Annotated in this window: 26 protein-coding genes; 15 read left to right on the top strand and 11 right to left on the bottom strand. The window is 57.1% G+C overall.

The window, feature by feature from the left end:
- Nucleotides 1–3: 3 nt before the first annotated feature.
- A complete protein-coding gene (locus tag RR877_RS02580; protein WP_110233902.1) occupies nt 4–858 on the top strand; it encodes a PhzF family phenazine biosynthesis protein in 855 nt (284 codons plus the stop codon).
- On the opposite strand, the gene RR877_RS02575 is transcribed toward RR877_RS02580, so the two are convergent.
- The 5 genes from RR877_RS02575 to RR877_RS02555 are packed head-to-tail and all read right to left on the bottom strand — an operon-like array spanning nt 855 to nt 3,988.
- Nucleotides 855–1,547: an SDR family NAD(P)-dependent oxidoreductase gene (locus RR877_RS02575; protein ID WP_332618823.1), complete on the bottom strand. Its 693-nt coding sequence runs from the start codon at nt 1,545–1,547 to the stop codon at nt 855–857. The two genes, RR877_RS02580 and RR877_RS02575, sit on opposite strands and share 4 nt — an antisense overlap.
- The gene (rdgB, locus tag RR877_RS02570; protein WP_332551107.1) at nt 1,544–2,128 is read right to left on the bottom strand and encodes an RdgB/HAM1 family non-canonical purine NTP pyrophosphatase; all 585 of its coding nucleotides are present in this window, start codon (nt 2,126–2,128) and stop codon (nt 1,544–1,546) included. The genes RR877_RS02575 and rdgB overlap by 4 nt, the downstream gene beginning before the upstream one ends.
- Before the next feature lie 3 nt (nt 2,129–2,131).
- Complete coding sequence (gene rph, locus RR877_RS02565) at nt 2,132–2,866, bottom strand: ribonuclease PH (protein WP_110233908.1); 735 nt, start codon at nt 2,864–2,866, stop codon at nt 2,132–2,134.
- Nucleotides 2,867–2,874: 8 nt separating this feature from the next.
- Nucleotides 2,875–3,714, bottom strand: coding sequence for a glutamate racemase (murI, locus tag RR877_RS02560; protein WP_332551106.1), 840 nt, complete (start codon nt 3,712–3,714; stop codon nt 2,875–2,877).
- A complete protein-coding gene (locus tag RR877_RS02555) occupies nt 3,707–3,988 on the bottom strand; it encodes a DUF3039 domain-containing protein (protein WP_110233914.1) in 282 nt (93 codons plus the stop codon). Before RR877_RS02555 ends, murI begins: the two co-directional genes overlap by 8 nt.
- Before the next feature lie 210 nt (nt 3,989–4,198).
- Here RR877_RS02555 and RR877_RS02550 point away from each other — a divergent pair, with 210 nt between their 5' ends.
- From RR877_RS02550 to RR877_RS02540, 3 genes are read left to right on the top strand one after another with little or no spacing between them, the layout of a single operon-like run.
- The gene (locus tag RR877_RS02550; RefSeq protein WP_110233916.1) at nt 4,199–4,891 is read left to right on the top strand and encodes a phosphocholine cytidylyltransferase family protein; all 693 of its coding nucleotides are present in this window, start codon (nt 4,199–4,201) and stop codon (nt 4,889–4,891) included.
- A 36-nt stretch (nt 4,892–4,927) separates the two neighbouring features.
- Entirely contained in the window at nt 4,928–5,728 is an 801-nt protein-coding gene (locus RR877_RS02545) for an ABC transporter permease (RefSeq protein WP_332618824.1), read from the top strand.
- Nucleotides 5,728–6,471, top strand: a complete 744-nt coding sequence (locus RR877_RS02540) for an ABC transporter ATP-binding protein (protein ID WP_277495113.1) — start codon at nt 5,728–5,730, stop codon at nt 6,469–6,471. The genes RR877_RS02545 and RR877_RS02540 overlap by 1 nt, the downstream gene beginning before the upstream one ends.
- A gap of 4 nt (nt 6,472–6,475) precedes the next feature.
- Here the strand turns inward: RR877_RS02540 and RR877_RS02535 are convergent, their stop codons facing one another.
- Together RR877_RS02535 and RR877_RS02530 are read right to left on the bottom strand one after the other, a co-directional pair.
- Nucleotides 6,476–7,660: an acyl-CoA dehydrogenase family protein gene (locus RR877_RS02535; RefSeq protein WP_277495112.1), complete on the bottom strand. Its 1,185-nt coding sequence runs from the start codon at nt 7,658–7,660 to the stop codon at nt 6,476–6,478.
- Between the two features lie 15 nt (nt 7,661–7,675).
- On the bottom strand, nt 7,676–8,863 hold the full coding sequence (locus tag RR877_RS02530; RefSeq protein ID WP_332551103.1) for a CoA transferase: 1,188 nt from the start codon (nt 8,861–8,863) through the stop codon (nt 7,676–7,678).
- 126 nt (nt 8,864–8,989) lie between these two features.
- Between RR877_RS02530 and RR877_RS02525 the strand changes: the two genes are divergently transcribed.
- The gene (locus tag RR877_RS02525; protein WP_332551102.1) at nt 8,990–9,214 is read left to right on the top strand and encodes a DUF3107 domain-containing protein; all 225 of its coding nucleotides are present in this window, start codon (nt 8,990–8,992) and stop codon (nt 9,212–9,214) included.
- Between the two features lie 24 nt (nt 9,215–9,238).
- Here the strand turns inward: RR877_RS02525 and RR877_RS02520 are convergent, their stop codons facing one another.
- Nucleotides 9,239–9,961: a ferritin-like fold-containing protein gene (locus RR877_RS02520; protein ID WP_332627663.1), complete on the bottom strand. Its 723-nt coding sequence runs from the start codon at nt 9,959–9,961 to the stop codon at nt 9,239–9,241.
- Nucleotides 9,962–10,099: 138 nt separating this feature from the next.
- Between RR877_RS02520 and RR877_RS02515 the strand changes: the two genes are divergently transcribed.
- The 3 genes from RR877_RS02515 to RR877_RS02505 are packed head-to-tail and all read left to right on the top strand — an operon-like array spanning nt 10,100 to nt 12,603.
- A complete protein-coding gene (locus RR877_RS02515) occupies nt 10,100–11,527 on the top strand; it encodes a DEAD/DEAH box helicase (protein WP_110233933.1) in 1,428 nt (475 codons plus the stop codon).
- A gap of 11 nt (nt 11,528–11,538) precedes the next feature.
- The gene (locus RR877_RS02510) at nt 11,539–12,246 is read left to right on the top strand and encodes a hypothetical protein (RefSeq protein WP_332618825.1); all 708 of its coding nucleotides are present in this window, start codon (nt 11,539–11,541) and stop codon (nt 12,244–12,246) included.
- 9 nt (nt 12,247–12,255) lie between these two features.
- A complete protein-coding gene (locus tag RR877_RS02505; RefSeq protein ID WP_277495106.1) occupies nt 12,256–12,603 on the top strand; it encodes a hypothetical protein in 348 nt (115 codons plus the stop codon).
- Here RR877_RS02505 and RR877_RS02500 read toward each other — a convergent pair.
- Nucleotides 12,591–13,460 (bottom strand): PHP domain-containing protein, encoded by an 870-nt coding sequence (locus tag RR877_RS02500; RefSeq protein ID WP_332551099.1) that lies wholly within the window; start codon nt 13,458–13,460, stop codon nt 12,591–12,593. The two genes, RR877_RS02505 and RR877_RS02500, sit on opposite strands and share 13 nt — an antisense overlap.
- Nucleotides 13,461–13,527: 67 nt before the next feature.
- On the opposite strand from RR877_RS02500, the gene RR877_RS02495 reads away from it, so the two are divergent.
- Nucleotides 13,528–14,985 (top strand): aminopeptidase P family protein, encoded by a 1,458-nt coding sequence (locus tag RR877_RS02495; protein WP_332618826.1) that lies wholly within the window; start codon nt 13,528–13,530, stop codon nt 14,983–14,985.
- Between the two features lie 2 nt (nt 14,986–14,987).
- Nucleotides 14,988–15,371 carry a hypothetical protein gene (locus RR877_RS02490; RefSeq protein WP_332551365.1) on the top strand — a complete coding sequence of 128 codons (384 nt, stop codon included), beginning with the start codon at nt 14,988–14,990 and terminating at the stop codon, nt 15,369–15,371.
- On the opposite strand, the gene RR877_RS02485 is transcribed toward RR877_RS02490, so the two are convergent.
- Complete coding sequence (locus tag RR877_RS02485) at nt 15,352–16,263, bottom strand: LysR family transcriptional regulator (RefSeq protein WP_332551364.1); 912 nt, start codon at nt 16,261–16,263, stop codon at nt 15,352–15,354. The two genes, RR877_RS02490 and RR877_RS02485, sit on opposite strands and share 20 nt — an antisense overlap.
- Before the next feature lie 89 nt (nt 16,264–16,352).
- Between RR877_RS02485 and RR877_RS02480 the strand changes: the two genes are divergently transcribed.
- From RR877_RS02480 to RR877_RS02465, 4 genes are all read left to right on the top strand, one after another.
- Nucleotides 16,353–19,787, top strand: a complete 3,435-nt coding sequence (locus RR877_RS02480; RefSeq protein ID WP_332551363.1) for a bifunctional proline dehydrogenase/L-glutamate gamma-semialdehyde dehydrogenase — start codon at nt 16,353–16,355, stop codon at nt 19,785–19,787.
- A gap of 71 nt (nt 19,788–19,858) precedes the next feature.
- Nucleotides 19,859–21,202, top strand: coding sequence for a CBS domain-containing protein (locus RR877_RS02475; protein ID WP_332627662.1), 1,344 nt, complete (start codon nt 19,859–19,861; stop codon nt 21,200–21,202).
- Between the two features lies 1 nt (nt 21,203).
- A complete protein-coding gene (locus RR877_RS02470; RefSeq protein WP_332551361.1) occupies nt 21,204–21,782 on the top strand; it encodes a DUF1003 domain-containing protein in 579 nt (192 codons plus the stop codon).
- A gap of 3 nt (nt 21,783–21,785) precedes the next feature.
- Nucleotides 21,786–22,919, top strand: coding sequence for a P-loop NTPase (locus RR877_RS02465; protein WP_332618827.1), 1,134 nt, complete (start codon nt 21,786–21,788; stop codon nt 22,917–22,919).
- Here the strand turns inward: RR877_RS02465 and RR877_RS02460 are convergent.
- Nucleotides 22,916–24,352, bottom strand: coding sequence for a gamma-aminobutyraldehyde dehydrogenase (locus tag RR877_RS02460; RefSeq protein ID WP_332618828.1), 1,437 nt, complete (start codon nt 24,350–24,352; stop codon nt 22,916–22,918). The genes RR877_RS02465 and RR877_RS02460 overlap by 4 nt on opposite strands.
- A gap of 123 nt (nt 24,353–24,475) precedes the next feature.
- Between RR877_RS02460 and RR877_RS02455 the strand changes: the two genes are divergently transcribed.
- Nucleotides 24,476–24,730: AsnC family transcriptional regulator (locus tag RR877_RS02455; RefSeq protein WP_332627661.1), on the top strand; the 255-nt coding region annotated here is incomplete at its 3' end.

Raw genomic sequence — 24,730 nt, 5'->3', positions numbered from 1 at the left:
GCTATGTCCGCTCCTGAGGTGTTGCGTCTGACTGCGTTCAGCGACGACCCCGAAGGCGGTAACCCTGCCGGAGTCGTTCTCAACGCCGAGGGTATGAGCGATGCAGAGATGCTTTCTGTCGCCCACGAAGTGGGGTATTCCGAAACTGCCTTCCTCTTTCCCCACAAGGACAGAGAGAACAGCTACCAGATTCGCTACTTCACCCCCGAAGCAGAAGTTGCTTTCTGTGGCCATGCCACGATTGCTTCGGGAGTTGTGTTGGGCCGCGAATACGGTGATGGAGTCTATGAACTGAGCACCAATGCAGGCCCGGTTGAAGTTGATGTCACCGTGGCAGGACGTTCCGTCGTTGCCACGCTCACTTCTCCCCCAGCAACATTGCAGCCATTGGATCCCGACCTGGTCTACGACATCCTGGATGCACTGGATTGGGATGAGTCTGATCTGGACACCCGCTTCACTCCTGCCGTTGGCTTCGTGGGTAATGCCCACCCCATCTTGGTCTTAGACAGCCGCGAGACACTCGCCTCGATGGACTACGACTTTGATGTGCTCGGTGACCTGATGAAGGAACACGGCTGGACCACCATCCAGCTGGCCTATCCCGACGAGGGCGACCCTCACGGTCGCAGATGGCACTCACGCAACCCCGCACCATCCGTGGGTATCTATGAAGACCCCGCAACCGGTTCTGCCGCTGCCGCACTGGGTGCTTACTTTCGCGACACAGGTGTCTATGGTTCAGGTGACCACGTCACGATTTTCCAAGGCGATGACATGGGGCGTCCCAGCTCCATCATGCTCACCATTGGTGGTTCCAGAATGAAGATTTCTGGCACCGCTACCGATCTGAACTAGCTAAAGAGTTCCGCAGGAACATCCTTTTCATCATTCACGATGGCTGCCACGATGCGTGCAGCCACAGCATCAGGATCTAAGCCCTGAGGCATCGTGGGAGTAACACCGGCAATAGCCCTGGATGCAAGACCAGTTTCGGTGTGAGGTGGACGCGTGTCCAGCACACGAATGCCTTCACGGCGAAGTTCACGCTGCGTGGCAGAGACGAAGGACTTCAGCCCTGCCTTGCTCGCGCCATACGCCGCCATGCCTGCCGTGGGCATATCTGCGATGACACCAGAGATGGTGAGCACAAACGGTTCCCGGCCTGCTGCTTTGGACGCTAACAGCGCGGGGATGGCGGAGGTGATGAGTTCAATGGGACTGGTCTGGTTCAATGCCTGCAAGGAGCCAAGTGTCTGAGAATCAAGCTCGGCAACAGGGCCAAATGCCACCACACCATGCGCGGCAACAATGCCGTCAAGCTGACCTGCTGACGTTACGGTCTGAATCAGTGACGCTGCAGCACCAGGCAGAGAGAGATCAAGAGTGAACAGTTCTGCGGGAATTCCTAGGGCCTGCAGTTTGTCTGCGTCACGCCCGGTGAGCACCAGCTGAGCACCCTGCGCTGCGAGGTGCCCGGCAATACGTGAGCCCAGAGCTCCGGTGGCTCCAGTAACGAGAATTCGTGCGCCAGCTAAATCATTCATGAGCTGAGTCTGTCAGCTAACGCCTGCAATGCGCGAGAGCGGTGGCTCAGTTTGTTTTTCTCAGCCGGATCCAGAATGGCTGCCGTGACCTCAAAGCTTTCAGGAATAAACACAGGGTCATAGCCAAAACCGTTCACACCGTGAACCTCACGGGCAATGGTGCCGGGCCAGTTCCCCACCACGACAAACTCTTCCTGGGTCTCAGGAATCACCACAGCGATGTGGCAGGTGAAGTGAGCTCCACGGTCACCGTCTCGCACATCGCTCATTTGATCCAGCAACAGTTGCACGTTAGCAGCGTTGTCTTTAGCATTGCCTGCCCAGCGTGCCGAGAAGATTCCGGGCATGCCACCCAAAACATCAACACAAATGCCCGAGTCGTCAGAGAGTGAGGGAAGACCGGTGTGTGCTGCCGCCGCACGCGCTTTGATCAGCGCGTTCTCGGCAAAGCTCACTCCATCTTCAATGGGTTCAGGACCGTCATAACCGATGACGTTAATGCCGGGAACGAGCTCGCCAAGTATCGCGTTGAATTCCTCAATCTTGTGCTGATTGTGGGTGGCGAGCACGAAGGTGTTCATGAGTTAGGCAAGTGCCTGACGCTGGAAGTTGGTGAGGTCTTCAGCACCGGCAACGGCCAGATCAAGAAGAGCGGTGAGCTCGTTGCGGTCGAAGGGAGCGCCTTCGGCGGTGCCCTGAACTTCAACGAACAGACCGCGACCAGTGACCACGACATTCATGTCGGTCTCTGCGCGGACATCCTCGACATAGGCGAGGTCGAGCATGGGGGTGCCATCAATGATGCCCACCGAGACTGCGGCAACGCTGTCAATGAGGGGTTCTGCACTCTTGGGGATGAGGTTGTTGTCTTTGCCCCACTGAATGGCTTCGGCGAGCGCAACATAGGCGCCGGTAATGGCTGCGGTGCGAGTGCCACCATCTGCCTGGAGAACGTCGCAGTCGATCACGATGGTGTTTTCACCGAGGGCCTTAGTGTTGACCACGGCACGCAGCGAACGACCAATCAAACGCGAGATCTCATGGGTGCGACCACCAATCTTGCCCTTGACTGCTTCACGGTCCATTCGAGAGTTGGTGGAGCGAGGAATCATCGCGTATTCGGCGGTGACCCAACCCTTGCCCTTGCCGGTCATCCAGCGGGGAACGCCGCTGGTGAAGGAAGCCGTACACAGCACCTTGGTCTTTCCGAAGGAGATCAGCGCGGAACCTTCAGCTTGTTCGCTCCAGCCGCGCTCAATAGTGATTTCGCGGAGCTGGTTAACGGCGCGGCCGTCGGCACGTGTGATGTTCTCTGACATGGGTTCCTTTAGGTGAGGGGAAGTTCGATAGCACCGGTGGGGGTGTAATCCACGGTGAGGACTTGGGGGCCAAGGAACAACGAGGACAAACGCAGGAACTCTGCGGTGTTATCTCCAGTTGCTTCATAGCGATAGGTGGGAGGTGTGGGGTCTACGCGGTCAAGCTCTCGGTTCACCAGTTCGCGGTAAACGTCCTTAGCTGTTTCGTTGTCGCTGGCTACCAGTCGAACGTGATCTCCCATGACATAGGAGATAGCACCGCGCAGGAAGGGATAGTGGGTGCACCCGAGGACCAAGGTGTCGACATCTGCCTTGATGAGGGGTTGCAGATATTCACGGGCAACCCGAAGAACATCAGCACCGCTGGTCTGGCCTGCTTCAACAAATTCAACGAATCGAGGTGCTGCCTGGGTGAAGAGCTCGAGATGAGGTGCTGCGGCAAAGGCGTCGTTGTAGGCACGAGAGGTAATGGTGGCATCAGTGGCAATCACACCAATGCGGTTGTTTCGCGTCGCAGCGAGCGCACCGCGCACCGCAGGCTGAATCACTTCCACTACAGGAACGTCATAACGCTCACGAGCGTCGCGCAACATGGCAGCACTGGCGGTGTTGCAAGCAATGACCAGCATCTTGACGCCCTGCTCAACCAGATTGTCAAGCACATTCAGGGCATACGTGCGGACATCCGCGATGCTTTTGGTGCCATAGGGCGAGTGAGCGGTGTCACCGATGTAAATGATCGATTCGTGAGGCAGAGAGTCACGGATTGCCCGGGCAACGGTGAGGCCACCAACTCCGGAGTCAAAGACACCGATGGGGGCGTTGCGGTTGAACTTCCCGCTAGTCATTCGCCATCTTCTCGTAGATGTCTTTACAGGTCTGGCAGACCGGGAACTTGTCGGGGTCACGACCCGGAGTCCACTTTTTTCCGCAGAGAGCCTTGACGGGTTTGCCCGAGAGAGCCGACTTCAAGATGTCGTCTTTCTTCACGTAGTGAGAGAAACGATCGTGATCGCCATCTTCTAACTGCTCATTCCGCAGGAGTTCTTCGAGCTCACGGTCCAGGGTTGCGGTGCCGCCACCGGTCTCCAGTGGAGTGCCATCAGGGAATGTCGAGCTCATATGCCAATTCTATGAGGCGGAAGCCCCCTGAGTGAACCCTGTGAAAATGGACACGAATGAGCAACAAAGTGCCGAAATGTCTGGATTTTTCGGGTAAACGCCGGGTAAACTGAAGGAGACATAACGGGGTGTCGTATCTATCGACATTTTCTGATGCCCGTTTTGCTTTCTTCCCTGGTGCATCGAATACACCACACAAGGAGATTTATCGTGACTACGCAGGTTGTCATTCTTGCTGCAGGCATGGGTAGCCGTTTGGGCCGCTCACTTCCTAAGCCCCTGACTGAACTCAGCGACGGTCGCACCATCATGCAGCAGCAGATGGAAAACATTCGCTTCGCTTTCGGTGCAGACGCACACATCACTGTTGTTGTCGGCTACAAGCTCGAGCACATCATCGAGGCTTTCCCCGACGTGAACTTTGTTTACAACGAGCAGTACGACACCACCAACACCTCCAAGTCGCTCATGCGCGCACTGCGTGCATCCAGCACGGGTGGCGTTCTATGGATGAACGGTGACGTGGTCTTCGACCCCGCAGCTCTCGTGCGTGCATCTGAACTGATCGTGCGCGACCAGTCCTTCGTCTCTGTGAACACTTCTTCCGTCTCAGACGAAGAGGTCAAGTACACCACCACTGCCGAGGGTTACATCAAGGAACTTTCCAAGACCGTCAAGGGCGGCCTGGGCGAGGCAGTAGGTATCAACTACATCTCCGCTAAGGACAAGGCAGTTCTGCTGCGTCAGCTCACCAAGGTGAACGACCAGGACTACTTCGAGCGTGGCCTTGAGCTCGCTATCGAGCAGGACGGTGTCTTGGTTGAGCCTGTTGACATCTCTGACCTCTACGCCGTCGAAATCGACTTCGCTGAGGACCTCGAGCGCGCCAACCTCTTCGTTTAACCCCTCAGGCTCTAACTAGCCGTAGGCTCGTATTTCGTGAGCGCATCTGTGGAACAGTCACCGTATCAACGGTCTTCTTTCGCGCGCTATCGCCATGCCCTCTGGCTGCTGACTCGTCGCGACCTCAAGGTTCGCTACTCCACCAGTGCACTGGGATATCTCTGGTCGATTCTTGATCCACTGATCATGAGTGGCATCTACTGGCTCATCTTCACCCAGGTGTTCCAGCGCGCTGCCGGCACAGAGCCCTACATTGTCTTCCTGCTGGCGGGACTCCTGCCGTGGATGTGGTTCAACGGTGCCGTCTCGGACTCGACACGTGCTTTCCTGAAGTCCGCCAAGCTTGTTCGCTCCACAGCCATCCCCCGCAGCATTTGGGTTGCCAGCATTGTGTTGGGCAAGGGTATTGAGTTCCTGTTTGCACTTCCGGTCCTCGCCTTGTTTGCCGTATTTGCCGGAGCTCAACTCAGCTGGGAAGTTGTCTTCTTCCCTCTGGCTATCCTTGTGCAAGCCATCCTCACCTTCGGTATCGGCCTGATCGTGGCACCACTGGTGGTGTTCTTCAGGGACCTGGAACGCGCCATCAAGTTGGTGCTGCGCTTCTTGTTCTATGCATCGCCGATTATTTATGCCTTCGGTGATCTACCTGCTGCAATCCAGCCGTGGGCAGCTTTCAACCCTCTTGCAGGCATCTTTGATCTCTATCGCGCAGCGTTCTTCCCCGAAGAACTGAACTGGGCAGTTGTGGGCATTTCTGCCACCATGTCTCTCGCAATATTGGCTGTGGGACTGTGGGTCTTCAAACGTGCTGAGCGCTCTGTATTGAAGGAGATCTAATGACTTCTTCCGCTGTGATTACTGTCACCGACGCCGGCATCCGCTTCCGTCGCAACCACAAGGGGCGTCGCTCCTTCAAGGACCTGTTCTCCACCAAGGCACGTCGTTCTAAGCCCAACGAGTTCTGGGCTCTCCAGCACGTCAGCTTTGAGGTTCACCCTGGTGAAGCCATCGGCGTGGTGGGGCGTAATGGTCAGGGCAAGTCGACACTGCTCAAGCTGGTGGCTAACGTACTCATCCCCGATGAGGGTGACGTCAACGTCAATGCGGGCGTTGCTCCCCTCATTGAAATCACCGGTGGATTCGTCGATGACCTCACGGTCCGAGACAACGTGTATCTCACCGCAGGCCTGCACGGTATGACTCGTGAGCAGGTCGCGGCAAAGTTCGATGACATCATCGAATTCGCCGAGATTGAAGACTTCCTCGATACCCCCTACAAGCACCTCTCCAGCGGCATGAAGGTGCGCTTGGCATTCTCAGTGGTCACGAGCCTGGAAGAACCAGTCCTGCTCGTGGACGAAGTTCTTGCCGTGGGCGATAAGGCCTTCAAGAACAAGTGCTACGTCCGCATCGAAGAGATGCTCGCCGAAGGCCGCACTCTCTTCTTCGTCTCTCACAATGAGAGAGACCTCGAGCGTTTCTGCACACGCGGCCTCTACCTCGACAAGGGATCCCTCAAACTCGATGGACCCATCGAAGCAGTCCTCGATGCCTACAACGAGGACTACCCCGGGCTGTAAAGCTTTAGCTGAAGGCGTTGAGTCCTGTCAATGCTCGACCAACCACGAGCTGGTGAATCTCATCGGTGCCCTCATAGGTGCGCACAGATTCCAGGTTGGCCATGTGACGCATGACGGGGAATTCACCAGTGATGCCGTCGCCACCGAGGATAGTGCGCGCTTCGCGCGCAATCTTGAGAGCCTCACGCACACTGTTGAGTTTGCCCACACTGATCTGAGCAATGTTGAGCGTTCCAGCGTCCTTTTGACGGCCGATGTGAAGAGCGAGCAGAACACCCTTCTCGTATTCGAGTGTCATGTCCGCGAGCTTGGCCTGGGTCAGCTGGAAAGACCCGATGGGCTTGCCAAAAACCTCACGGTCCTTCGAGCGATTAATCGCAGCATCAAGGCAGGCACGAGCAGCCCCCATGGCACCCCAGATGATGCCGTAACGAGCCTCGTTGAGGCAGCCGAAGGGACCAGAAAGACCCTTGGCACCCGGCAGGATTGCATCTGCGGGCAGGGTCACATTGTCGAGTTCAATCTCACACTGGATCGAGGCACGCATAGAAAGCTTGCCGTCGATTGCGGTGGCCTTAAAGCCCGGGGTGTCGGTGGGAACGATGAAGCCGCGAACGCCGTCATCGGTCATGGCCCAGATGATGGCGAGGTCTGCCAAGGTTGCCAGACCAATCCAGCGCTTGGCACCGTTGATCACCCAGGTGTCGCCCACCTGGGTGGCGGTGGTGAGCATGTTGGCAGGGTCACTTCCGCCCTGAGGTTCGGTCAGGCCGAAGCAGCCGAGCTTCTCACCCTTGGCCATCTGAGGCAGCCAATGGTTCTTCTGCTCTTCCGTGCCGTATTTGTAGATCGCTGACATGGCGAGTGACCCCATGACGGAGATGAAGGTGCGCCACCCGCTGTCGACAGCCTCTGTCTCGAGGCAGACCAGGCCGTAGCTCACAGCTGATGCCCCAGCGCAGCCATAGCCTTTGAGGTGCATGCCGAGGAAGCCCTGCTCAGCAATGAGGGGAATGAGTTCCTTGCGGAAGTACTTCTTGTCGAAGTCGTCCTCAATGACCGGACGTATGTGAGTCTGAGCGAATCTGCGAGCCTTCAAAGCCCATTCGATTTCGTCTGGCTGCAGAAGCGCGTGGAGGTCGAAGACCTCATCCATGACAGAAACATCCGGGAATTCAGTAGTACTCATTGTTTTCCTTACCTGTTAATCCGAAGGCTTCTCATCGAGCCAGCGGACATCTTCACTATGCTCTCCCAGCGAGGGCGGAGCAAGCCTGTAACTGGCCCCTCGGCCAGGGATATGGATGGGGTTCACAACCTGTCGATAGGTGTGTTCACCATCAGCGGTGGGTATCTCCACCACGGCATCCAGCTCGAGCGAGTCAGCAAAATCAAAAGCTTCTGGCAGGGTGTTGACCAACCCGGAAGGAACGCCCTGAGCACTCAGTAGCTCCACCCAGTGCGCACCTGGCTTCGTCATGAGCACCTCTTCGAGGAGTTCTCGAAGTTGTTCTCGGTGCGTGGCACGGCTGGGGTTATCAGCAAAACGAGGGTCAGTAGCTAGCTGTTCAACACCCAGCAATCGAACCAGAGTGTGGAACTGTTTGTCATTACCCACCGCGATAAGCAGTGGTCGATCTTCAGCGTCATAGAGCTCATAGGGAGAAATGCTGGGGTGGGCATTGCCCAACCTGGCAGGAGTCACTCCTGCATTCAGTGCGGCTGATGCTTGGTTTGTCATGGCAGCCAACAGGGTGGTCATCAGGTCAACGTGGATGAGTTGACCTTTCCACTGACCGGGTTCGGCATTGGCACGAGCAGTGAGTGCAAGCAAGATTCCCTGCACCGCATTCATGCCCGTCATGATGTCAATCAAGGCCACGCCCACTTTGGTGGGCCCACCCTCAGGTGAGCCCGTAACACTCATCAGACCACCGAGGCCTTGAACCAAGAGGTCATAGCCAGCAAGGCTGGCACCTTTTCCAGAGCCAAACCCGGTGATGGAGCAATAAATGATTCCCGGATTGATCTTCTGGGCTTCCTCGAAGTTGAAACCCAGTTTGGCCATAACCCCAGGGCGGAAGTTTTCAATCACCACATCTGCGGTGGCAAGAAGTTCTTGAGCCTGAGCCTTACCTTCGGCTGTGCGCAGGTCGATGATCGCCGAACGTTTGTTGCGATTCACACTCGAGAAATAGGTCGAGACACCCTGTTCGTCCACGGGTGGACGCCAGCCACGGGTGTCATCACCTTCGGCACTTTCCACTTTGATGACATCTGCACCAAAGTCAGCCAATGTCATCGTGGCGTAGGGGCCGGCAAGGACACGAGAAAAATCGAGAACTCGTATTCCTGAAAGGATGCCACCTTCGGCCTGAGCAGGAGTTGCCATAGCGCAATCTTATCACTCCGAACGGTCAACATTGTTTACTCTCTGCGCGAAAGCGGGGCTCACCGATATGGTGGGCCCCGCTTTTTGTCATAGTGTTGGCTTGTTCGGATTACGAAAGGTCTTCACATGGAAATTCGCATTGGCATGATCAACACATCTCGTGAGATTGGTCTGGAAACCTCGCAGTCTCTTGCTGAAGTTGAGACCCTCGTTGCGAACTCCCTGAGCGGAACGTCCTCCGTGCTCAAGCTTTCGGACGACAAGGGCAAGGTTTACCTTGTCGCATCTGCCAACATTGCGTTCGTCGAGCTCGGCTCTGACCAGAACCGTCGTATCGGCTTCGTTGGCTAATACTCCCTTGACGGGAAAGTGGAACTAGGCAGTCAGCCCTAGTTCATCCATTCGGCGCGAGTGCGCTGCAATGAGGTCTGTGAAGACAGGCTCAATGCGCTGTTCGTCGTCTGCACGGTTGTCAGACATGAGCAGGGCAGAGCGCGCAACAAGCTGAGTGTCGCCCACAAGGCGGCGTCCCCACACAGCCAGGCGTGACGCCAGGGTGGGATCTGCTTCGATGCCTTCCTTGAGCAAAGCAACGATTACTTCTGCAGAACGATCTGTTTCCAACAAGATCTCTACGCGGCCAGCAAGTGCCTTAGGCAGGCTGGGCACCAAACGAACAAAGAAGTCATCCAAGAAACCTGCGGTGAGGTAAACACCGAGCAGCATCTCATACCAGTCGCGTCCACCAGTGAGCTCTTCAAACTTGTCAATGGCTGGTGCAAAAGGCGCCATAGCCTCGGCAGGATCCACCTTCTTCTTGCGAAGCTCAGCAACGAGGCCGTGGTGTTTAGCCAGAACTTCACCAGCTGCTGCACTCAAACCCTCTTTGGCAGCGAGGGTGGGGGCAGCGGTGACAGCGCGCGTCAATGATTCAAAGACAGCGAGCTCGAAGTAGGCAACCTGCGCCACGAAGGGCACAACATCAGGAGACATGTCCTTGAGGTCGACCTTGTCTTCGCGTTCAACCTTCTCTTGACGAGGTTTGAGGGTAGGCGCAACGACTCTGCGCTTACGCATGCCAAACCAAGAAAAGACCACGTATCAAGCCTATGCCTAAACCGGCATACGAGCGAGGCGAGATAGGCTTGTTACGTCGCTACCGGCAACGGATCGGTAGCCCTACGCCTGTGTGACGAATGAAAAGGCGTAGAACCTTTTTACACGACAGGCACCTACGTGACTTTTGCAGATTTAAATATCGACGCTGACATTGTTGAAGCGTTGGCTTCAAAGGGAATTCTTGAACCCTTCCCCATTCAAGAGCAGACCATCCCCCTCGCTTTGGGCGGTCAGGACATCATCGGACAGGCCAAAACCGGTACTGGTAAGACTTTCGGCTTTGGTTTGCCCATCATTCAGCGCCTCGGAACCAACCCCGGCCCCGGTGTGAAGGTGCTTGTTGTTGTGCCCACCCGTGAACTGTGCGTTCAGGTTGCTGAAGACATGGAACTAGCCACTTCCAACCGTGAGACCAAGGTTGTTTCCATCTATGGTGGCAAGTCCTACGAGGGCCAGGTAGAGCAGCTCAAGGCTGGCGCTCAAATCGTCGTCGGAACCCCCGGTCGTTTGCTTGACCTCGCTAACCAGCGCTTACTTTCTCTTTCTGAGATCGAAGAAATCGTTCTCGATGAGGCAGACAAGATGCTTGACTTGGGCTTCTTGGCCGACATCGAGAAGATCTTCTCGCAGACTCCTCCCAAGCGTCACACCATGCTGTTCTCAGCAACCATGCCTGGCCCCATCGTGGCCTTGGCTCGTCGCTTCATGAACAACCCCATCCACATTCGTGCCACCGATCCAGATGAGGGTCTTACTCAGGCCAACATTAAGCACCTGGTGTACCGCGCCCACAACATGGATAAGGACGAGGTCATTGCTCGTATTCTCCAGGCTGAAGGCCGCGGCAAGACCGTCATCTTTACCCGCACCAAGCGTGCAGCGTCACGCCTGGTGGAAGAGCTCACCGACCGGGGCTTCCCCGCTGTTGCCGTGCACGGTGACCTCAACCAGGAGCAGCGTGAACGTGGCATGGCCCAGTTCAAGTCGGGCAAGAAGGAAATTCTTATTGCAACTGACGTTGCTGCTCGCGGTATCGATGTTGATGACGTGACCCACGTGATCAACCACACCATCCCTGACGAAGACCAGACCTACCTGCACCGCGCGGGTCGTACCGGCCGTGCCGGTAAGACCGGTATCGCGGTGACCTTCGTGGACTGGGAAGACCTGCACAAGTGGGCCTTGATTAACAAGGCTCTCGAGTTCGGTCAGCCAGAACCCACCGAGACCTACTCGTCATCCCCTCACCTCTTCACCGACCTGAACATCCCCACCGATGCCAAGGGTCGCCTCAAGTCCACTCCTCCCACCAAGACCGCCGAAGGTCACACCGGTCGTCAGCGCGAGGGTGAAAAGCGTGAAGGTTCTGGCGATCGTAACCGCCGTCGCACCAACAACCCACCCAAGCACGTCAGCCCCGAGGGCACCCATGGCGTTGCCGGTGGAGCACACGATGGTCGCGGAGACGAACACCACGACGGGAACAACCCGTCGCGCACCCGCACCCGTAACCGTCGTCGCGGTCCAGGTCTCGGCGGAGCATAAGTAGTTTCTCCATGAACATCGGAGTGGCCGAAGTAGAGCTGTTGGTGCGGGTTATTCCGCTCGCCATCGGTGCTTCGTTCACTCCGTCGCTTCTGGGCCTTCAACTTCTTTCCACCAGTTCCTCGAAGTGGATTAGACGCAGCATTGCGGTGGCTACCGGTTCCGGTAGCGCCTTCTTGCTGGCGTGTATTTTGCTGACGGCAGGTTTCGCTTCTCTGCCCAAACCAGCACCTCACTCCCCCGACATTATTGGTGGGATTGTCTGGTCCACGGCAGCTGTGGTGCTGACTGGTATTGCTGTGTGGCTGTTTATTCCCCACCCTGATTTGGCCAAGAAGGCAGAACAAGGACTGACGCACCGCATTGCAAAAGCCAAGACTGTCACCTTCTTTGCTTTCGCTTTTGCCTTGAGCATTAAAGACATCACCAGCTTTGCCATGTTGGTGCCCGCTATTCACGATGTGACAGCAGCGGATGTTCCCTGGTGGCTCCAGCTGCCCACCGTGTTACTTGTCTACATCGTGGCGATGGTGCCTGTGCTGCTGCCACCGCTGTGGCGTTTGTTCCGCGGCGAAAAGGGCAATGTTCAGCTCACGAATCTGTTTCGCTTCACCATGGATCACCAGTTCCAAATCTTGGGCGTCATTGCAGCCATCTTTGCTATCTATTGCGCATTGATAGCTATTGGACCCAATCAATTTGCTCTGATCAGCTGGTAGAACTGAAACATGTTCTCTGCACAGTTCATCTTCAAACCCGGCACCTACGATGACGAGTTCTACCGTCTCGACGACGCCATTGAAGAATTCGTTCAGGCGATGCCTGGCTATCTTGGTGTTGAGCGCTGGCTCGCACCCGAAGGTGGCGTGAAGAACTCCATTTACTACTTCGCCGATAAAGAGACTCTGAAAGAGTTCTCGCGCTTTCCCGATCACCTCAGCGCGAAGGCCGGTGTTCAGCGCTGGTATGACGGTTACGAAGTAGTCATTTCAGAAGTCGTTGCCGCCTATGGCGATGGCAAAATCCCCAGCATTGCCTCTGCCGTGAAGGGCAAAGGCACCTTCTACGCCGGATAACTGGGCGAAGCGCCTGTTCCCTGCTCAATAATCTTGGCGAGCATCTCAGGTGAAGTGGTGTTCTCCCCTGGCTGGTTGGGCTTACCCGTGCCGTGATAGTCACTTGACCCAGTCATGATCAGCCCGCGTTCGAGACAGATTTCGCGCAAGATGGTCTTCCCCGGCTCCATGTTTTCTCTGTGCTCAATTTCATAGCCACCGAGACCAGCCTCGATGAGACGGTCGATGTATTCCATCGGTGCCACGCGCCCCCTGGTGGTGGGGTGAGCCATCACCGGAACGCCACCGGCAGCTCGAATGAGCTTCACGGCAGAGACGGGATCTAACGCGTATTGCGAGACGTAATAGGGGCCATTCTTGGACAAGATGCCATCAAAAGCCTCACTACGTTCACCAATAATGCCCTGCGCAACGAGAGCATCTGCCAGGTGAGGGCGCCCCAGTGATTTACCTGAGGCAGCAACCTGCTCCATCACGTGGTCCCAGGTGATGTCATAGTCAGCACTGACGTTCTCCGTCATCTGGCGAAGACGGTTCTCGCGGTCATTTTGAAGTTTGTCCAGTTCCTCAGCAAGCGGAGCGAAGTTGGGGTCAATCAGATACGCCAGGATGTGGATGCTGCCATGTTCAATGCGCGAGCTGAACTCCATGCCGGGGATAAATGTCATCCCTAGGCGCAGGCACTCTTCCCGGGCTTCATCCCAGCCCGCTGCAGTGTCGTGGTCAGTGAGAGCCATGGTGCGAACACCGGCAGCATGTGCTTCACGAACAACATCGGTAGGGGATCCGGTACCATCGGAGACATTGCTGTGGAGGTGAAGGTCTATTGGACCCTGGGCTCTCAAGAATGCTTCCACCCTTTCACTCTATGCCCGGCTGGGGACAACTCCTACTTTCTGCTCCCAGCAGTGACAGACTGGAAGCATGAACGCTGAGGAAGCCACCCACGAGGTCCCTAAAGGCACAGAGAACCGCTCAACAACTCCTGGATCTGACACCTTTAAGCACTACATCTCCAGCCAGTGGGCTGACCGTGCTGAAGAAATTCCCGCACCTCGCGAACAGGCTTCCTATGCCGCAGCACGTCGTGCTGAACTGAGCAAGAAATATCCAGGCAAGCGTCTGGTCATTCCTGCTGGCGCTATGAAACGCCGCAGCAATGACACCTTTTATGCCTTCCGGGCTGATTCGGCCTTTAGCTGGCTGACCGGCTGGGGTTCCGACAGTGAACCTGACTCTGTGTTGGTGATGGAACCCACAGCATCAGGTCACGAAGCCACTCTCTACTTCCGCGAGCGCGCGGGGCGAGACTCTGACGAGTTCTATGCCAATAGCGACATTGGTGAGTTCTGGATTGGTCCACGACCTTCCCTTGCGCAGGTTGCGGGTGATCTCGCAATTGCCACCCGCCACCTGGATGAACTTCCTGCCAAGGATGCTGAAGTGACGGCACTTCCCGAAGACCTTGCTCAGGACCTCTCTGAAATGCGCTTGGTCAAGGACGCATATGAAATCAACGAGATGCGCGAAGCGGTTGCCTCCAGCATTCGCGGGTTCGCTGATATCGCTCGTGTGTTGCCCGCTATCGCCGGCAACAAGCGCGGCGAGCGCCTTGTTGAGGGCGCATTTGCTTCACGTGCACGTCTTGAAGGTAATGGGGTGGGCTATGGCACGATCGCCGCCAGCGGCGCACACGCCTGCATCCTGCACTGGGTGACCAATGATGGTGTGGTCAACAACGGCGACCTCATCTTGATTGATGCTGGAGTCGAGCGAGACAGCTACTACACCGCCGATGTCACCCGCACCCTGCCTGTTGATGGCACCTTCACACCGATTCAGCGCAAGGTGTATGAAGCTGTGCGCGAAGCAGCAGATGCTGCCTTCGCCATAGTGAAGCCCGGCATCACGTTCCGTGACGTACACAACACCGCCATGGGTGTCATTGCGAAAAAGACAGCCGCGTGGGGCCTGCTCCCTGTGACGGCAGAAGAAGCACTTCTTCCCGAAAATGGTCACCACCGCCGCTACATGGTTCATGGCACCAGTCACCACTTGGGTATTGATGTGCATGACTGTGCACAAGCTCGTCGTGAGATGTATATGGACGGCATCGTGAAGGAAGGCATGATCTTCACGATCGAGCCCGGGCTCTACTTCCAGCCTGATGACTTGACCGTGCCTGAGGAATACCGCGGCATAGGCGTGCGCATCGAGGATGACATCCTGGTCACTGCCACCGGTGCAGAGAACCTCACCATTGCTTTGCCTCGCACCGCTGATGACGTGGAGGCATGGCTTGCACCCCATGCCGCTGCTGCAAAGGCACAGAAGGCAGCTCAGATCAAAGCTGACGCCCTAGCCAAGAAAAAGAGGAAGTAGCCATGACCCAGCGCGGTGTCGGTAGTTGGATTGTCATTGCGCTGTTTACGGTCAGTGGCGTTCTGCACCTGGTCTCCCCCGGTGGTTTCATGTGGCTGATGCCACCGGAGCTCGGTGAGAGTACGAATCTTGCTCTGGTCTATGTTTCCGGTGTCGTGGAGCTGACCTGTGTTCTGGGACTGCTCAAACGCTGGAACTGGGCTCCTATGCTGACAGTTCTCACCTTGTTGGCGGTGTGGCCTGCCAACATTTGGTTCGCCTTCGATCAACTGAGCTCTGACAACACCGTGCTCACGGTGATTGCCTGGGTCCGCATTCCACTGCAGCTTCCATTGCTGTGGTGGGCGTGGAAATCCCCGACGAGAACTATTCTTCGGTCGAAGTAATTATCTCTGCTGTGCGGGCCAGCACGTCTCGGCACACCACAATGGCCGGGCTCTTGGCGCTGGCACGACGAGCTGCGGTAAACACTGTCCTTCGAGGGTTACCAGGCAGGTCGATGAGCTCCACAGTCACAGGTCTACCCACCCATGCCAGACCCGTCAGCAGGGCCACAGCATTGCCGGACTCCACGAGACGAATGTGTGCCTGAATATCTGCCGTTTCGAATTGCACATCTGGCTCAAACCCTGCCTGTCGGCAGGCTTGTTCAGCCCAGTGCCTGGATGCCGTGCCACGAGGCTCCATCACCCAGGGCAGACCAGCAGTGTCAGCCAAGGCCTTGATGTTGTGTTCAGCAACGAGCTTCTTGGTGACGCCTAAGCGAATGGGATCGGTGGTCAGATCAACACGGTCGAGCTCAGGATGACGAGGAGCAGCATGGCCGGGGTATTGCTCAGCAACAACGAGGTCGAAGTCACGAGTCCAGGTGGCGTGAAGGGCGGCTTCAGGCTCTTGCTGGGTTACTTCCAACCGCATCTCTGGGTATTCGCTCCGAACAAGAGTCAACGCATCAGGAAGAAGCGCAAGCGCTGCTGATTGGAATACCGCCAAACGCACCAAACCTGCTGGACGCTCGAGCGAGGTGGTGACCTCAGCTTCTGCTTGTTCAAGCACTTCCAGAACGGTTGAAGTGTGGGCTACAAGGATCTCGGCCTGGGGCGTCAGGGTGACGCGGCGACCAGACTTGCGAAGGAGGGGAATACCCACTTCCTTTTCCAACAGGGCAAGCTGCTGGGATACAGCAGAGGGGCTGTAGTTGAGCGCTTCTGCCACCTCGGCGAGGGTGCCACGAAGCTTGACTTCACGCAGGAGACGGAGTCGTCTGAGGTCGAGCATGGCACTCCTTTAAAGGTTAAGTAATTCTAATGAGTATTAGTAACTAATGTGCGCTTTATCTTAAGTCTTTTGGGTACCAGACTAAGAACATGACCGCAGATGCTCTCTCGCCTGAACTTGCCCAAGATTCCATTGCATTAGTTCGCAAATGGTTGACCGAAGCACAGGGTTTCCCCGTTGATTCCAGCGCCGTCATGCTGGCCGGTGTGCTCAAGGACCCCAACGGTCTTGCCTTCACCGTCGGGTTCGTGGATGGCGTGGTTCGCCCCGAAGACTTGAGTGTTGCTGCGCGTAATCTCAAGGAACTCGCCCCCAAGGTTCCTGCATTCCTGCCCTGGTATATGCGCGCTGCAGTGCGCGTGGGTGGGCTGGTCGCTCCGATTCTTCCTGGTGTAGTTATACCCATTTCTCGCAAGGTGCTGCGCAACATGGTCGGCCACCTCATCGTGGACGCCACCGATGCCAAGCTCGGTGGAGCTATTGCCAAGTTACGCAAGCCCGGTGTTCGCCTCAACGTCAACCTGCTGGGTGAAGCTGTTCTTGGCGAGCGCGAAGCTGCTCGCCGCCTCGAAGGAACTCGTGCCCTTCTCGCTCGAGATGATGTCGACTACGTCTCCATCAAGGTGTCTTCCACTGTTGCTCCTCACTCTGCCTGGGCATTTGAGCAGGACGTGGAGCACGTGGTTGATCGCCTTCTCCCCCTGTTCCACTTAGCCGCCGAGAGCGCTAGCCCTAAGTTCATCAACTTGGACATGGAAGAGTTCAAGGATCTCGACATCACCATTGCGGTTTTTACCCGCATCTTGGACCGTCCTGAACTTCTCAACCTCGAGGCTGGCATTGTGCTCCAGGCATACCTGCCTGATGCCCTCGCCGCCATGATCCAGCTCCAGGAATGGTCTACTGCTCGCCGCGCACGCGGCGGTGCAGGCATCAAGGTTCGTGTCGTGAAGGGCGCCAACCTCCCCATGGAGCGTGTCGAGGCTGCTCTGCACGACTGGCCACTGGCTACCTGGCACACCAAGCAGGACAGCGACACCAACTACAAGCGCGTGATCAACTACGCCCTGCACCCTGACCGCATTGGCAACGTCCGCATCGGTGTTGCCGGTCACAACCTCTTTGACGTGGCCTACGCCTGGCTTCTTGCCGGCAAGCGTGGCGTTCAGTCCGGTATTGAATTCGAGATGCTCCTCGGTATGGCCCAGGGTCAGGCCGAAGCCGTCAAGAAGGACGTGGGCGGACTCCTGCTCTACACACCCGTTGTTCACCCGGCCGAGTTTGACGTTGCCATTGCCTACCTGATCCGACGCCTCGAAGAAGGCGCGTCTCAGGACAACTTCATGTCGGCGGTGTTTGAACTCTCCGCGAATGAAGCACTGTTCGAACGCGAACAAACTCGTTTCTTGAACTCACTGGCTGAGCTGGATGACACCGTCCCTGCTTCACACCGCGTGCAGGACCGCACCAAGCCAGCCAAGCCCATGCCCACCGACCGTTTCGAGAACGCAGCAGACACAGACCCTGCGATTGCGGCTAACCGCGCCTGGGGCGATGGCATCCTTTCTCGCATCGCCACCTCACAGCTGGGCAATGACACCGTGGCCACACACACCGTCAACTCTGAAGCTGAACTCGAGGCTGTCTTTGCCACCGCAACCGGTTCTGGTGCTTCGTGGCGCACTCGTTCGCCAGAAGAGCGTGCTGAGATCCTTCACCGTGCCGGTGAAGTTCTCGAAGCGCGCCGTGCAGAGTTGATGGAAGTAGCGGCCAGCGAAACCGGCAAGACGCTTGACCAGTCTGACCCTGAGGTCACCGAGGCCATTGACTTTGCTCACTACTACGCCGAGCAGGCCAAGAAGCTCGGTCGCATCTCTGGAGCTGAGTTTGTTCCTGCTGGCCTGACCGTGGTCACTCCACCCTGGAACTTCCCCGTTGCTATCCCTGCGGGCTCAACCTTGGCTGCTCTAGCAGCAGGTTCACCTGTGATTATCAAGCCCGCAGCCCAGGCTCGTCGTTGTGGTGCGGTCATGGTGGAAGCACTCTGGGAGGCAGGTGTTCCTCGCGATGCTCTCCAGTTGGTCAACATGGGAGACCGCGCCCTCGGCAGCAAGCTCGTCTCGGACCCTCGCGTTGACCGCGTGATCCTCACCGGTGGCTACGAAACAGCTGAGCTGTTCCGTTCACTACGTCATGACCTTCCACTCCTCGCAGAAACCAGCGGAAAGAACGCCATTATTGTCACCCCGAGTGCTGACCTTGACCTGGCAGCCAAGGATGTCATTTACTCGGCCTTCGGTCACGCAGGTCAGAAGTGCTCTGCTGCCTCCCTGGTTGTTCTGGTCGGTTCGGTTGCTACCTCACAGCGCTTCCGCAACCAGCTCATCGATGGCGTCTCTAGCCTCAAGGTCGGCTACCCCCAGGACGCCACCACCCAGATGGGTCCCATCATTGAACCAGCGAAGGGCAAGCTGCTTTCTGCGCTCACCTCAGTGGGCAAGGGTGAAAAGTGGCTCGTTGAGCCCACACAGCTCGATGAAACCGGAAAGCTATGGTCTCCTGGTGTGCGCGACGGCGTGAAGGCCGGTAGCGAATACCACCTCACCGAATACTTCGGCCCTGTGCTCGGCATCATGACTGCCCGCACGCTTGAAGAAGCCATTGCATTGGTCAACGCCATTGACTACGGCCTCACTTCGGGCATCCACTCCCTGGATGCTGACGAAGTAGGCCTGTGGCTGGACACCATTCAGGCTGGAAACCTCTACGTCAACCGTGGCACTACCGGTGCCATTGTGCAGCGCCAGCCCTTCGGTGGATGGAAGAAGTCTGCTGTGGGTGCTGGCACAAAGGCAGGTGGCCCCAACTACCTCTTTGGTCTCGGGAACTGGGAAATTGCTGCCACAGCAGACATCGGCCAGGCTCCCATCTCCAAGCACGTGCTCACTCTTCTTGACGCCATCGAGCGTTCGGAGACACTCAATGGTGGCGAGCTGGCGTGGGTTCGCCAGGCTGCAAGCCTGGACCAGTTCTCGTGGTCAACTGAGTTTGGTCAGGCAATCGATGTGTCCCAGTTGGGTGTGGAGCGCAACGTCTTCCGTTACCGCTCGGTGCCTACCCAGATTCGCCTCATGGAAGCAGGCAACCCAGTTGAACTCTTCCGCGTGGTGCTGGCCGCCATGCGTGCAGAATCTAACTTCACCATCTCGGTACCTGCAAACCTTGGTGAGCGTTACCTCTGGGCACTGCAAGCCACCGGTATTCGCGTTGACCAGCGTTCAGACGGCTCCTGGCTTTCTAGCCTGAACGAGTTGGATCTAACCAATGCTCGCATCCGCCTGATTGGAGGCTCCGCAGCACAGGTCACCGCGGCAACCAACGGTCGCCCTGATGTGGCCGTCTATGCAGGTCCTGTGCTTCTGGCAGGCCGCATCGAAATGCTCCCCTTCTTGCGCGAGCAGGCTGTGAGCATCACCGCGCACCGCTTTGGAACCCCCAATCACCTCAGCGATGCCTTGATCTAAACAACACTGTTCACACACTGTTTGCGCCTCCACAAGGGGCGCAAACAGTGCTTAACGGGTAGGTTAGAGACGTGACTGGAACACGAGTATTTGTAGCGCGCCTGACAGGCAGCGGCGTTTTCGACCCCGCGGGTGACCGCCTGGGTCGTATTCGTGATGTCCTCGTGGTGTACCGCAAGGACAATGCTCCCCGCGTGGTTGGTCTGCTGGCTGAACTTCCAGGTAAGCGTCGTGTGTTTATCTCGATTGGCCGCGTCTCCAGCATTGGCAGCGGCCAGGTCATCACCACCGGTCCTATCTCTGACCGCAAGTTTGAACAGCGCGGTGGCGAAGTCCGCCTGTTGGCTGAATTCTTAGGCCGCAAGGTCACCTTCAACGACGGTTCCGGCGAAGCCGAAATCGAAGACGCTGCTATCGAAGAGACCGGTCCCGGCGAGTGGGCAATCTCTCAGCTCTTTGTGCGCCGCCCCCGCCAAGCAGGTGCTCCCTTTGCTAAGGGCCCCACTGCACTTGTTCCCTGGTCGCTGATTACCGAGAAGACCGAAGCGGGCGAACCACAGTCTGCCGAAGCCCTCATTGCGTCCTACTCTGAACTGCGTCCTGCTGACTTGGCCAACACTCTGCTGGATCTGCCACAGGAGCGCATGCTCGAGGTTGCTGAAGAGCTCCCCGACGACCGTCTTGCTGACGTTCTCGAAGAGATGGACGAGAGCGACCAGATTGAAATCATGGCGCAGCTCGACGACGAGCGTGCTGCGGACGTTCTCGATGAGATGGAGCCCGATGACGCGGCGGACCTCATTGCCCAGCTTCCCGAAGAGCGTGGTGAACACCTCCTTGAGCTGATGGAGCCCGAGGAAGCAGACGACGTTCGTCTGCTGCTCAGCTTCGGTGCAGACACTGCGGGTGGTTTGATGACCCCTGAGCCCATCATTCTCTCTGCTGAGTCAACCGTTGCCGAAGGTTTGGCCATGATTCGCCGTAATGAGACTGCACCTGCCTTGGCAGCAGCAGTCTGCATTACGCTGCCTCCCTATGAGTCCCCCACCGGACGCTTCTTGGGCATGGTTCACTTCCAGCGCATGCTGCGCTACCCACCACACGAGCGCCTGGGCGCTCTCATTGACCCTGGTCTTGAGCCCATCTCGGTAGACACCCCTGCCGCAGAGGTCTCCCGTATTCTTGCCAGCTACAACCTGGTTTCTGTTCCCGTGATTGACGAAAACCACCGCCTTGTCGGCGTGGTCACCGTCGATGACGTGCTCGACTACTTGCTCCCTGATGACTGGCGCAGTCACGACGACGAAGACACTCCTGCTTCTGCAGCGATGAGTAAACGTGCGCCGAAGAAGCGTCCCGCACAGAAGAGTGCTGCTCCTGCAGCAAAGCCCGCAACCCGAGGAAGGAGGGGCTGACATGGCACGAAGCAACCGTCACGATGAAAGCTTCGACTCCCCCAAAGGTTTCAGCGCGCTGAACCCACGTCCTTCGCGTTCACGCGATCGCTTTGGTCGATTCACCGAAACCATTGCGCGAGGCATGGGTACTCCCTGGTTCCTGCTCGGGCTCACCATCTTCGCTGTGGTGTGGATGTTGTTCAACACTTTTGCTCCCGAGGCATGGCGTTTTGACTCCTATGCCATCGGCTTCACGGCACTGACCCTGATCCTGTCACTGCAGGCGTCCTATGCAGCTCCCATGATCTTGTTGGCACAGAACCGCCAGGATGACCGCGACCGCGTTCAGTTCGAGCAGGACCGCCAGCGTGCTGAGCGCAACCTTGCCGACACTGAATACCTCGCCCGTGAGGTTGTTGCACTGCGTCTGGCAATGAAAGACATGGCCACCAAGGACTTCATCAAGGCTGAACTGCGTGCCCTGCTCGAGGAACTCGAGAAGGATGAAACACCTGCCAAGCCTGCTGCCAAGAAGCCTGCGGCTAAGGCTCCTGTAAAGAAGCCCGCAACGCGTCCTGCCACTCGTTCTGCCAAGTAGCACGTGAGTAATCACACAGAGCTCGTTCGTGAGGCTGCGGGGGCAGTAATCGACCCCGAGCTTCGCCGCAGCCTAGGTGAACTCGGCATGATTGGTTCTGTTTCGACAGAGAACAACACGGCATCAGTTGAGGTGCGTCTCACTATTTCGGGCTGCCCGGCAGCGCAGAAAATTGAAAGCGACGTTCGTGCTGCAGCATTGAGCGTCTCGGGCATCGAGGATGTCACTGTTGATGTTCAGGTCATGACAGCAGAAGAACGTGCTGAGCTGCTGGGACGACTGCGTCCTGGTGGACCTAAGCAAAACCCCTTTGGCCCAGGAACGCTCACGCGCGTTATTGCCGTCACCAGTGGCAAAGGTGGTGTGGGAAAGTCCACCATGACCGCGAATCTGGCAGCTGCTCTAGCACAGCAAGGTTTTCGTGTCGGCATCCTGGATGCCGACGTCTATGGCTTCTCCATCCCCGCGCTGATGGGTCTTGCTCCCGATGGTGTGGCAGTAAAGCCCACACGTCTGGATGACATGATTGTGCCCCCGGTTGGCCACGACGTGAAGGTGATCAGCATTGGCATGTTTGTGGAGAACGCCAATGCGGCCGTGGCCTGGCGCGGACCCATGCTGCAACGCACCATCACCCAGTTCTTGACCGATGTCTACTTCGGCGACCTCGACTTCTTGTTGCTAGACCTGCCTCCTGGCACCGGTGATGTGGCCATCACCGTGGGCCAACAGCTTCCCAACGCTGAAGTGCTCGTGGTCACCACGGGCCAGACTGCAGCAAGTGAGGTTGCTGTGCGGGCCGGCGTCGTGGCCCGCCAGACTGGCCAACGCATCTTGGGCGTCGTGGAAAACATGGGTCCACTTGTTCTGCCAGATGGTTCAGCTCTCGCTCTCTTTGGTGAGGGTGGTGCAGAGACCGTTGCCAACGAGCTGAGCATTGGTCAAGACAAGGCAGTTGAAGTTCTTGCCAAGATTCCACTGAGCCTAGGTCTGCGTGAAGGCGGCGATGAGGGAACCCCGATCGTGCTCTCCAACCCTGCAGATCCTGCAGCACAGGCCATTACAGAACTGGCCCGCGTGATTGCTCACAGCGGGCCCAGTCGTGCAGGAATAAACCTCGGAATTACTCCGGCTTAGTTTCCGATGTAGCTCATCACGTGCTTGATGCGGGTGTAGTCATCAAATCCGTATCCAGAGAGGTCCTTGCCGTATCCGGAGTGCTTGAAGCCACCGTGAGGCATCTCAGCAACAATGGGAATGTGCGTGTTGATCCACACGCACCCAAAGTCGAGCTTCTTTGCCATGCGCATGGCGCGGCCGTGGTTCTGTGTCCACACCGAAGAAGCCAAGGCGTAGTTCACGTCGTTCGCCCAGGTCAGTGCCTGAGCTTCGTCAGTGAACTTCTGCACCGTCATAACTGGCCCGAAGATCTCGTTCTGGATAACCTCATCTGTTTGCTTGAGGCCAGAAACAATTGTGGCTTCGTGGAAGTAGCCGGTGGTGCCTTGACGCTTGCCACCAAGTTCAATGGTGGCGTTATCTGGCAGACGCTCAATGAAGCCCTGCACCTGAGCCAGCTGGTTCACGTTGTTGACGGGACCAAACATGGTGTTGGCATCCAGCGGTGAACCGGTGATGGCGTTCGCACGCGCATACTTCACCAGCTCTGCCATGAATTCGTCATAGATGCCTTCTTGCACGAGCAAACGTGTTGCTGCGGTGCAGTCCTGGCCAGCGTTGAAGTATCCGGCACCGACGATGCCCTCGACGGCAGAAGGAATATCTGCATCGTCGAAGACGATGACAGGGGCCTTGCCGCCAAGTTCGAGGTGGACGCGCTTGAGATCGGTAGCTGCACTCTTGGCCACTTCCATGCCCGCACGAACAGAACCGGTGATGGAGATCATCTGGGGAGTCTTGTTCTCCACCATGGCTTTACCTGTGTCACGGTTACCCATCACAGCGTTGAAGACACCGGCGGGCAGGAATTCAGATGCCATCTCTGCCAGCAACATCGTGGAGGCAGGGGTGGTGTCAGAGGGCTTGAGCACGATGGTGTTACCCGCCGCAATAGCCGGAGCGAACTTCCAGACCGCCATGTTGAGCGGATAGTTCCAGGGCGTGACCTGTCCGATCACACCAATGGGTTCGCGGCGAATCATGGACGTGTGATCGGCCATGTATTCGCCGGCAGACTTACCTTCCAGGTGGCGTGCTGCGGTGGCAAAGAAACGAATCTGATCCACTGAGGGCATGATTTCGTATTCCACGAGCGTCTCGAGTGGCTTACCGGTGTCTTTAGATTCCACCTCGGCAAACTCACGAGCACGGGACTCCATCGCATCTGCAATGCGGAACAGGGCCAGGGAACGCTCACTCGGGGTGGTCTCGCCCCATGCTTCAAATGCTGTTGCCGCGGCGCCGTAGGCGTCGGCAACATCCTTGTCACTAGAGACGGGACTAGTGGCATAGACCTCTTCGGTGGCGGGGTCGAGGATGTCCAGACGCTCGTCTGTGGTGGATTCGACGAACTGGCCGTTGATGAAGTTCTTCAATGCGTGAGTACTCATGAACCCAGCATAAGGCGAAAACCGATAGTAAAAGAAGGGTAATTCTGAGGATTTCGTAGTTTTATCCACATAAATGTGCGGTTTCACTTGCTTCGGGTGTTTTTTCCTGTCAGAATCAACCCCATGAACTCTAAGACTCGCGCCGCGCAGCTCGATGATGTGTCCAAGGCCATCATTGAAGAGCTGCAAGAAGACGGTCGTCGCTCCTATGCCGAAATTGGCAAGGCGGTAGGTCTCTCGGAGGCTGCTGTGCGCCAGCGCGTGCAGAAGCTGACAGATGCCGGCGTGATGCAGGTGGTCGCTGTGACCGACCCCATGCAACTGGGGTTCTACCGCCAAGCAATGATCGGCCTGCGCTGCTCGGGTGACACCCGCGCC

Origin of the sequence: Aurantimicrobium sp. (genome assembly GCF_036667855.1) — a bacterium.
Taxonomy (GTDB): Bacteria; Actinomycetota; Actinomycetes; order Actinomycetales; family Microbacteriaceae; genus Aurantimicrobium.
The sequence above is the reverse complement of the archived record's forward strand: the minus strand, read 5'-3'. Positions and strand labels throughout refer to the sequence as shown.

Excerpts from the sequence above, each read along its gene's own strand:
- RR877_RS02535 (WP_277495112.1), bottom strand. The coding sequence starts at position 7,660 with ATGAGTACTACTGAATTCCCGGATGTTTCTGTCATGGATGAGGTCTTC.
- RR877_RS02460 (WP_332618828.1), bottom strand. The coding sequence starts at position 24,352 with ATGAGTACTCACGCATTGAAGAACTTCATCAACGGCCAGTTCGTCGAA.
- RR877_RS02580 (WP_110233902.1), top strand. The coding sequence starts at position 4 with ATGTCCGCTCCTGAGGTGTTGCGTCTGACTGCGTTCAGCGACGACCCC.
- RR877_RS02525 (WP_332551102.1), top strand. The coding sequence starts at position 8,990 with ATGGAAATTCGCATTGGCATGATCAACACATCTCGTGAGATTGGTCTG.
- RR877_RS02485 (WP_332551364.1), bottom strand. The coding sequence starts at position 16,263 with ATGCTCGACCTCAGACGACTCCGTCTCCTGCGTGAAGTCAAGCTTCGT.
- rph (WP_110233908.1), bottom strand. The coding sequence starts at position 2,866 with ATGTCAGAGAACATCACACGTGCCGACGGCCGCGCCGTTAACCAGCTC.
- RR877_RS02575 (WP_332618823.1), bottom strand. The coding sequence starts at position 1,547 with ATGAATGATTTAGCTGGCGCACGAATTCTCGTTACTGGAGCCACCGGA.
- RR877_RS02495 (WP_332618826.1), top strand. The coding sequence starts at position 13,528 with ATGAACGCTGAGGAAGCCACCCACGAGGTCCCTAAAGGCACAGAGAAC.
- RR877_RS02530 (WP_332551103.1), bottom strand. The coding sequence starts at position 8,863 with ATGGCAACTCCTGCTCAGGCCGAAGGTGGCATCCTTTCAGGAATACGA.
- RR877_RS02470 (WP_332551361.1), top strand. The coding sequence starts at position 21,204 with ATGGCACGAAGCAACCGTCACGATGAAAGCTTCGACTCCCCCAAAGGT.
- murI (WP_332551106.1), bottom strand. The coding sequence starts at position 3,714 with ATGACTAGCGGGAAGTTCAACCGCAACGCCCCCATCGGTGTCTTTGAC.
- RR877_RS02490 (WP_332551365.1), top strand. The coding sequence starts at position 14,988 with ATGACCCAGCGCGGTGTCGGTAGTTGGATTGTCATTGCGCTGTTTACG.
- RR877_RS02540 (WP_277495113.1), top strand. The coding sequence starts at position 5,728 with ATGACTTCTTCCGCTGTGATTACTGTCACCGACGCCGGCATCCGCTTC.
- rdgB (WP_332551107.1), bottom strand. The coding sequence starts at position 2,128 with ATGAACACCTTCGTGCTCGCCACCCACAATCAGCACAAGATTGAGGAA.
- RR877_RS02555 (WP_110233914.1), bottom strand. The coding sequence starts at position 3,988 with ATGAGCTCGACATTCCCTGATGGCACTCCACTGGAGACCGGTGGCGGC.
- RR877_RS02505 (WP_277495106.1), top strand. The coding sequence starts at position 12,256 with ATGTTCTCTGCACAGTTCATCTTCAAACCCGGCACCTACGATGACGAG.
- RR877_RS02480 (WP_332551363.1), top strand. The coding sequence starts at position 16,353 with ATGACCGCAGATGCTCTCTCGCCTGAACTTGCCCAAGATTCCATTGCA.
- RR877_RS02510 (WP_332618825.1), top strand. The coding sequence starts at position 11,539 with ATGAACATCGGAGTGGCCGAAGTAGAGCTGTTGGTGCGGGTTATTCCG.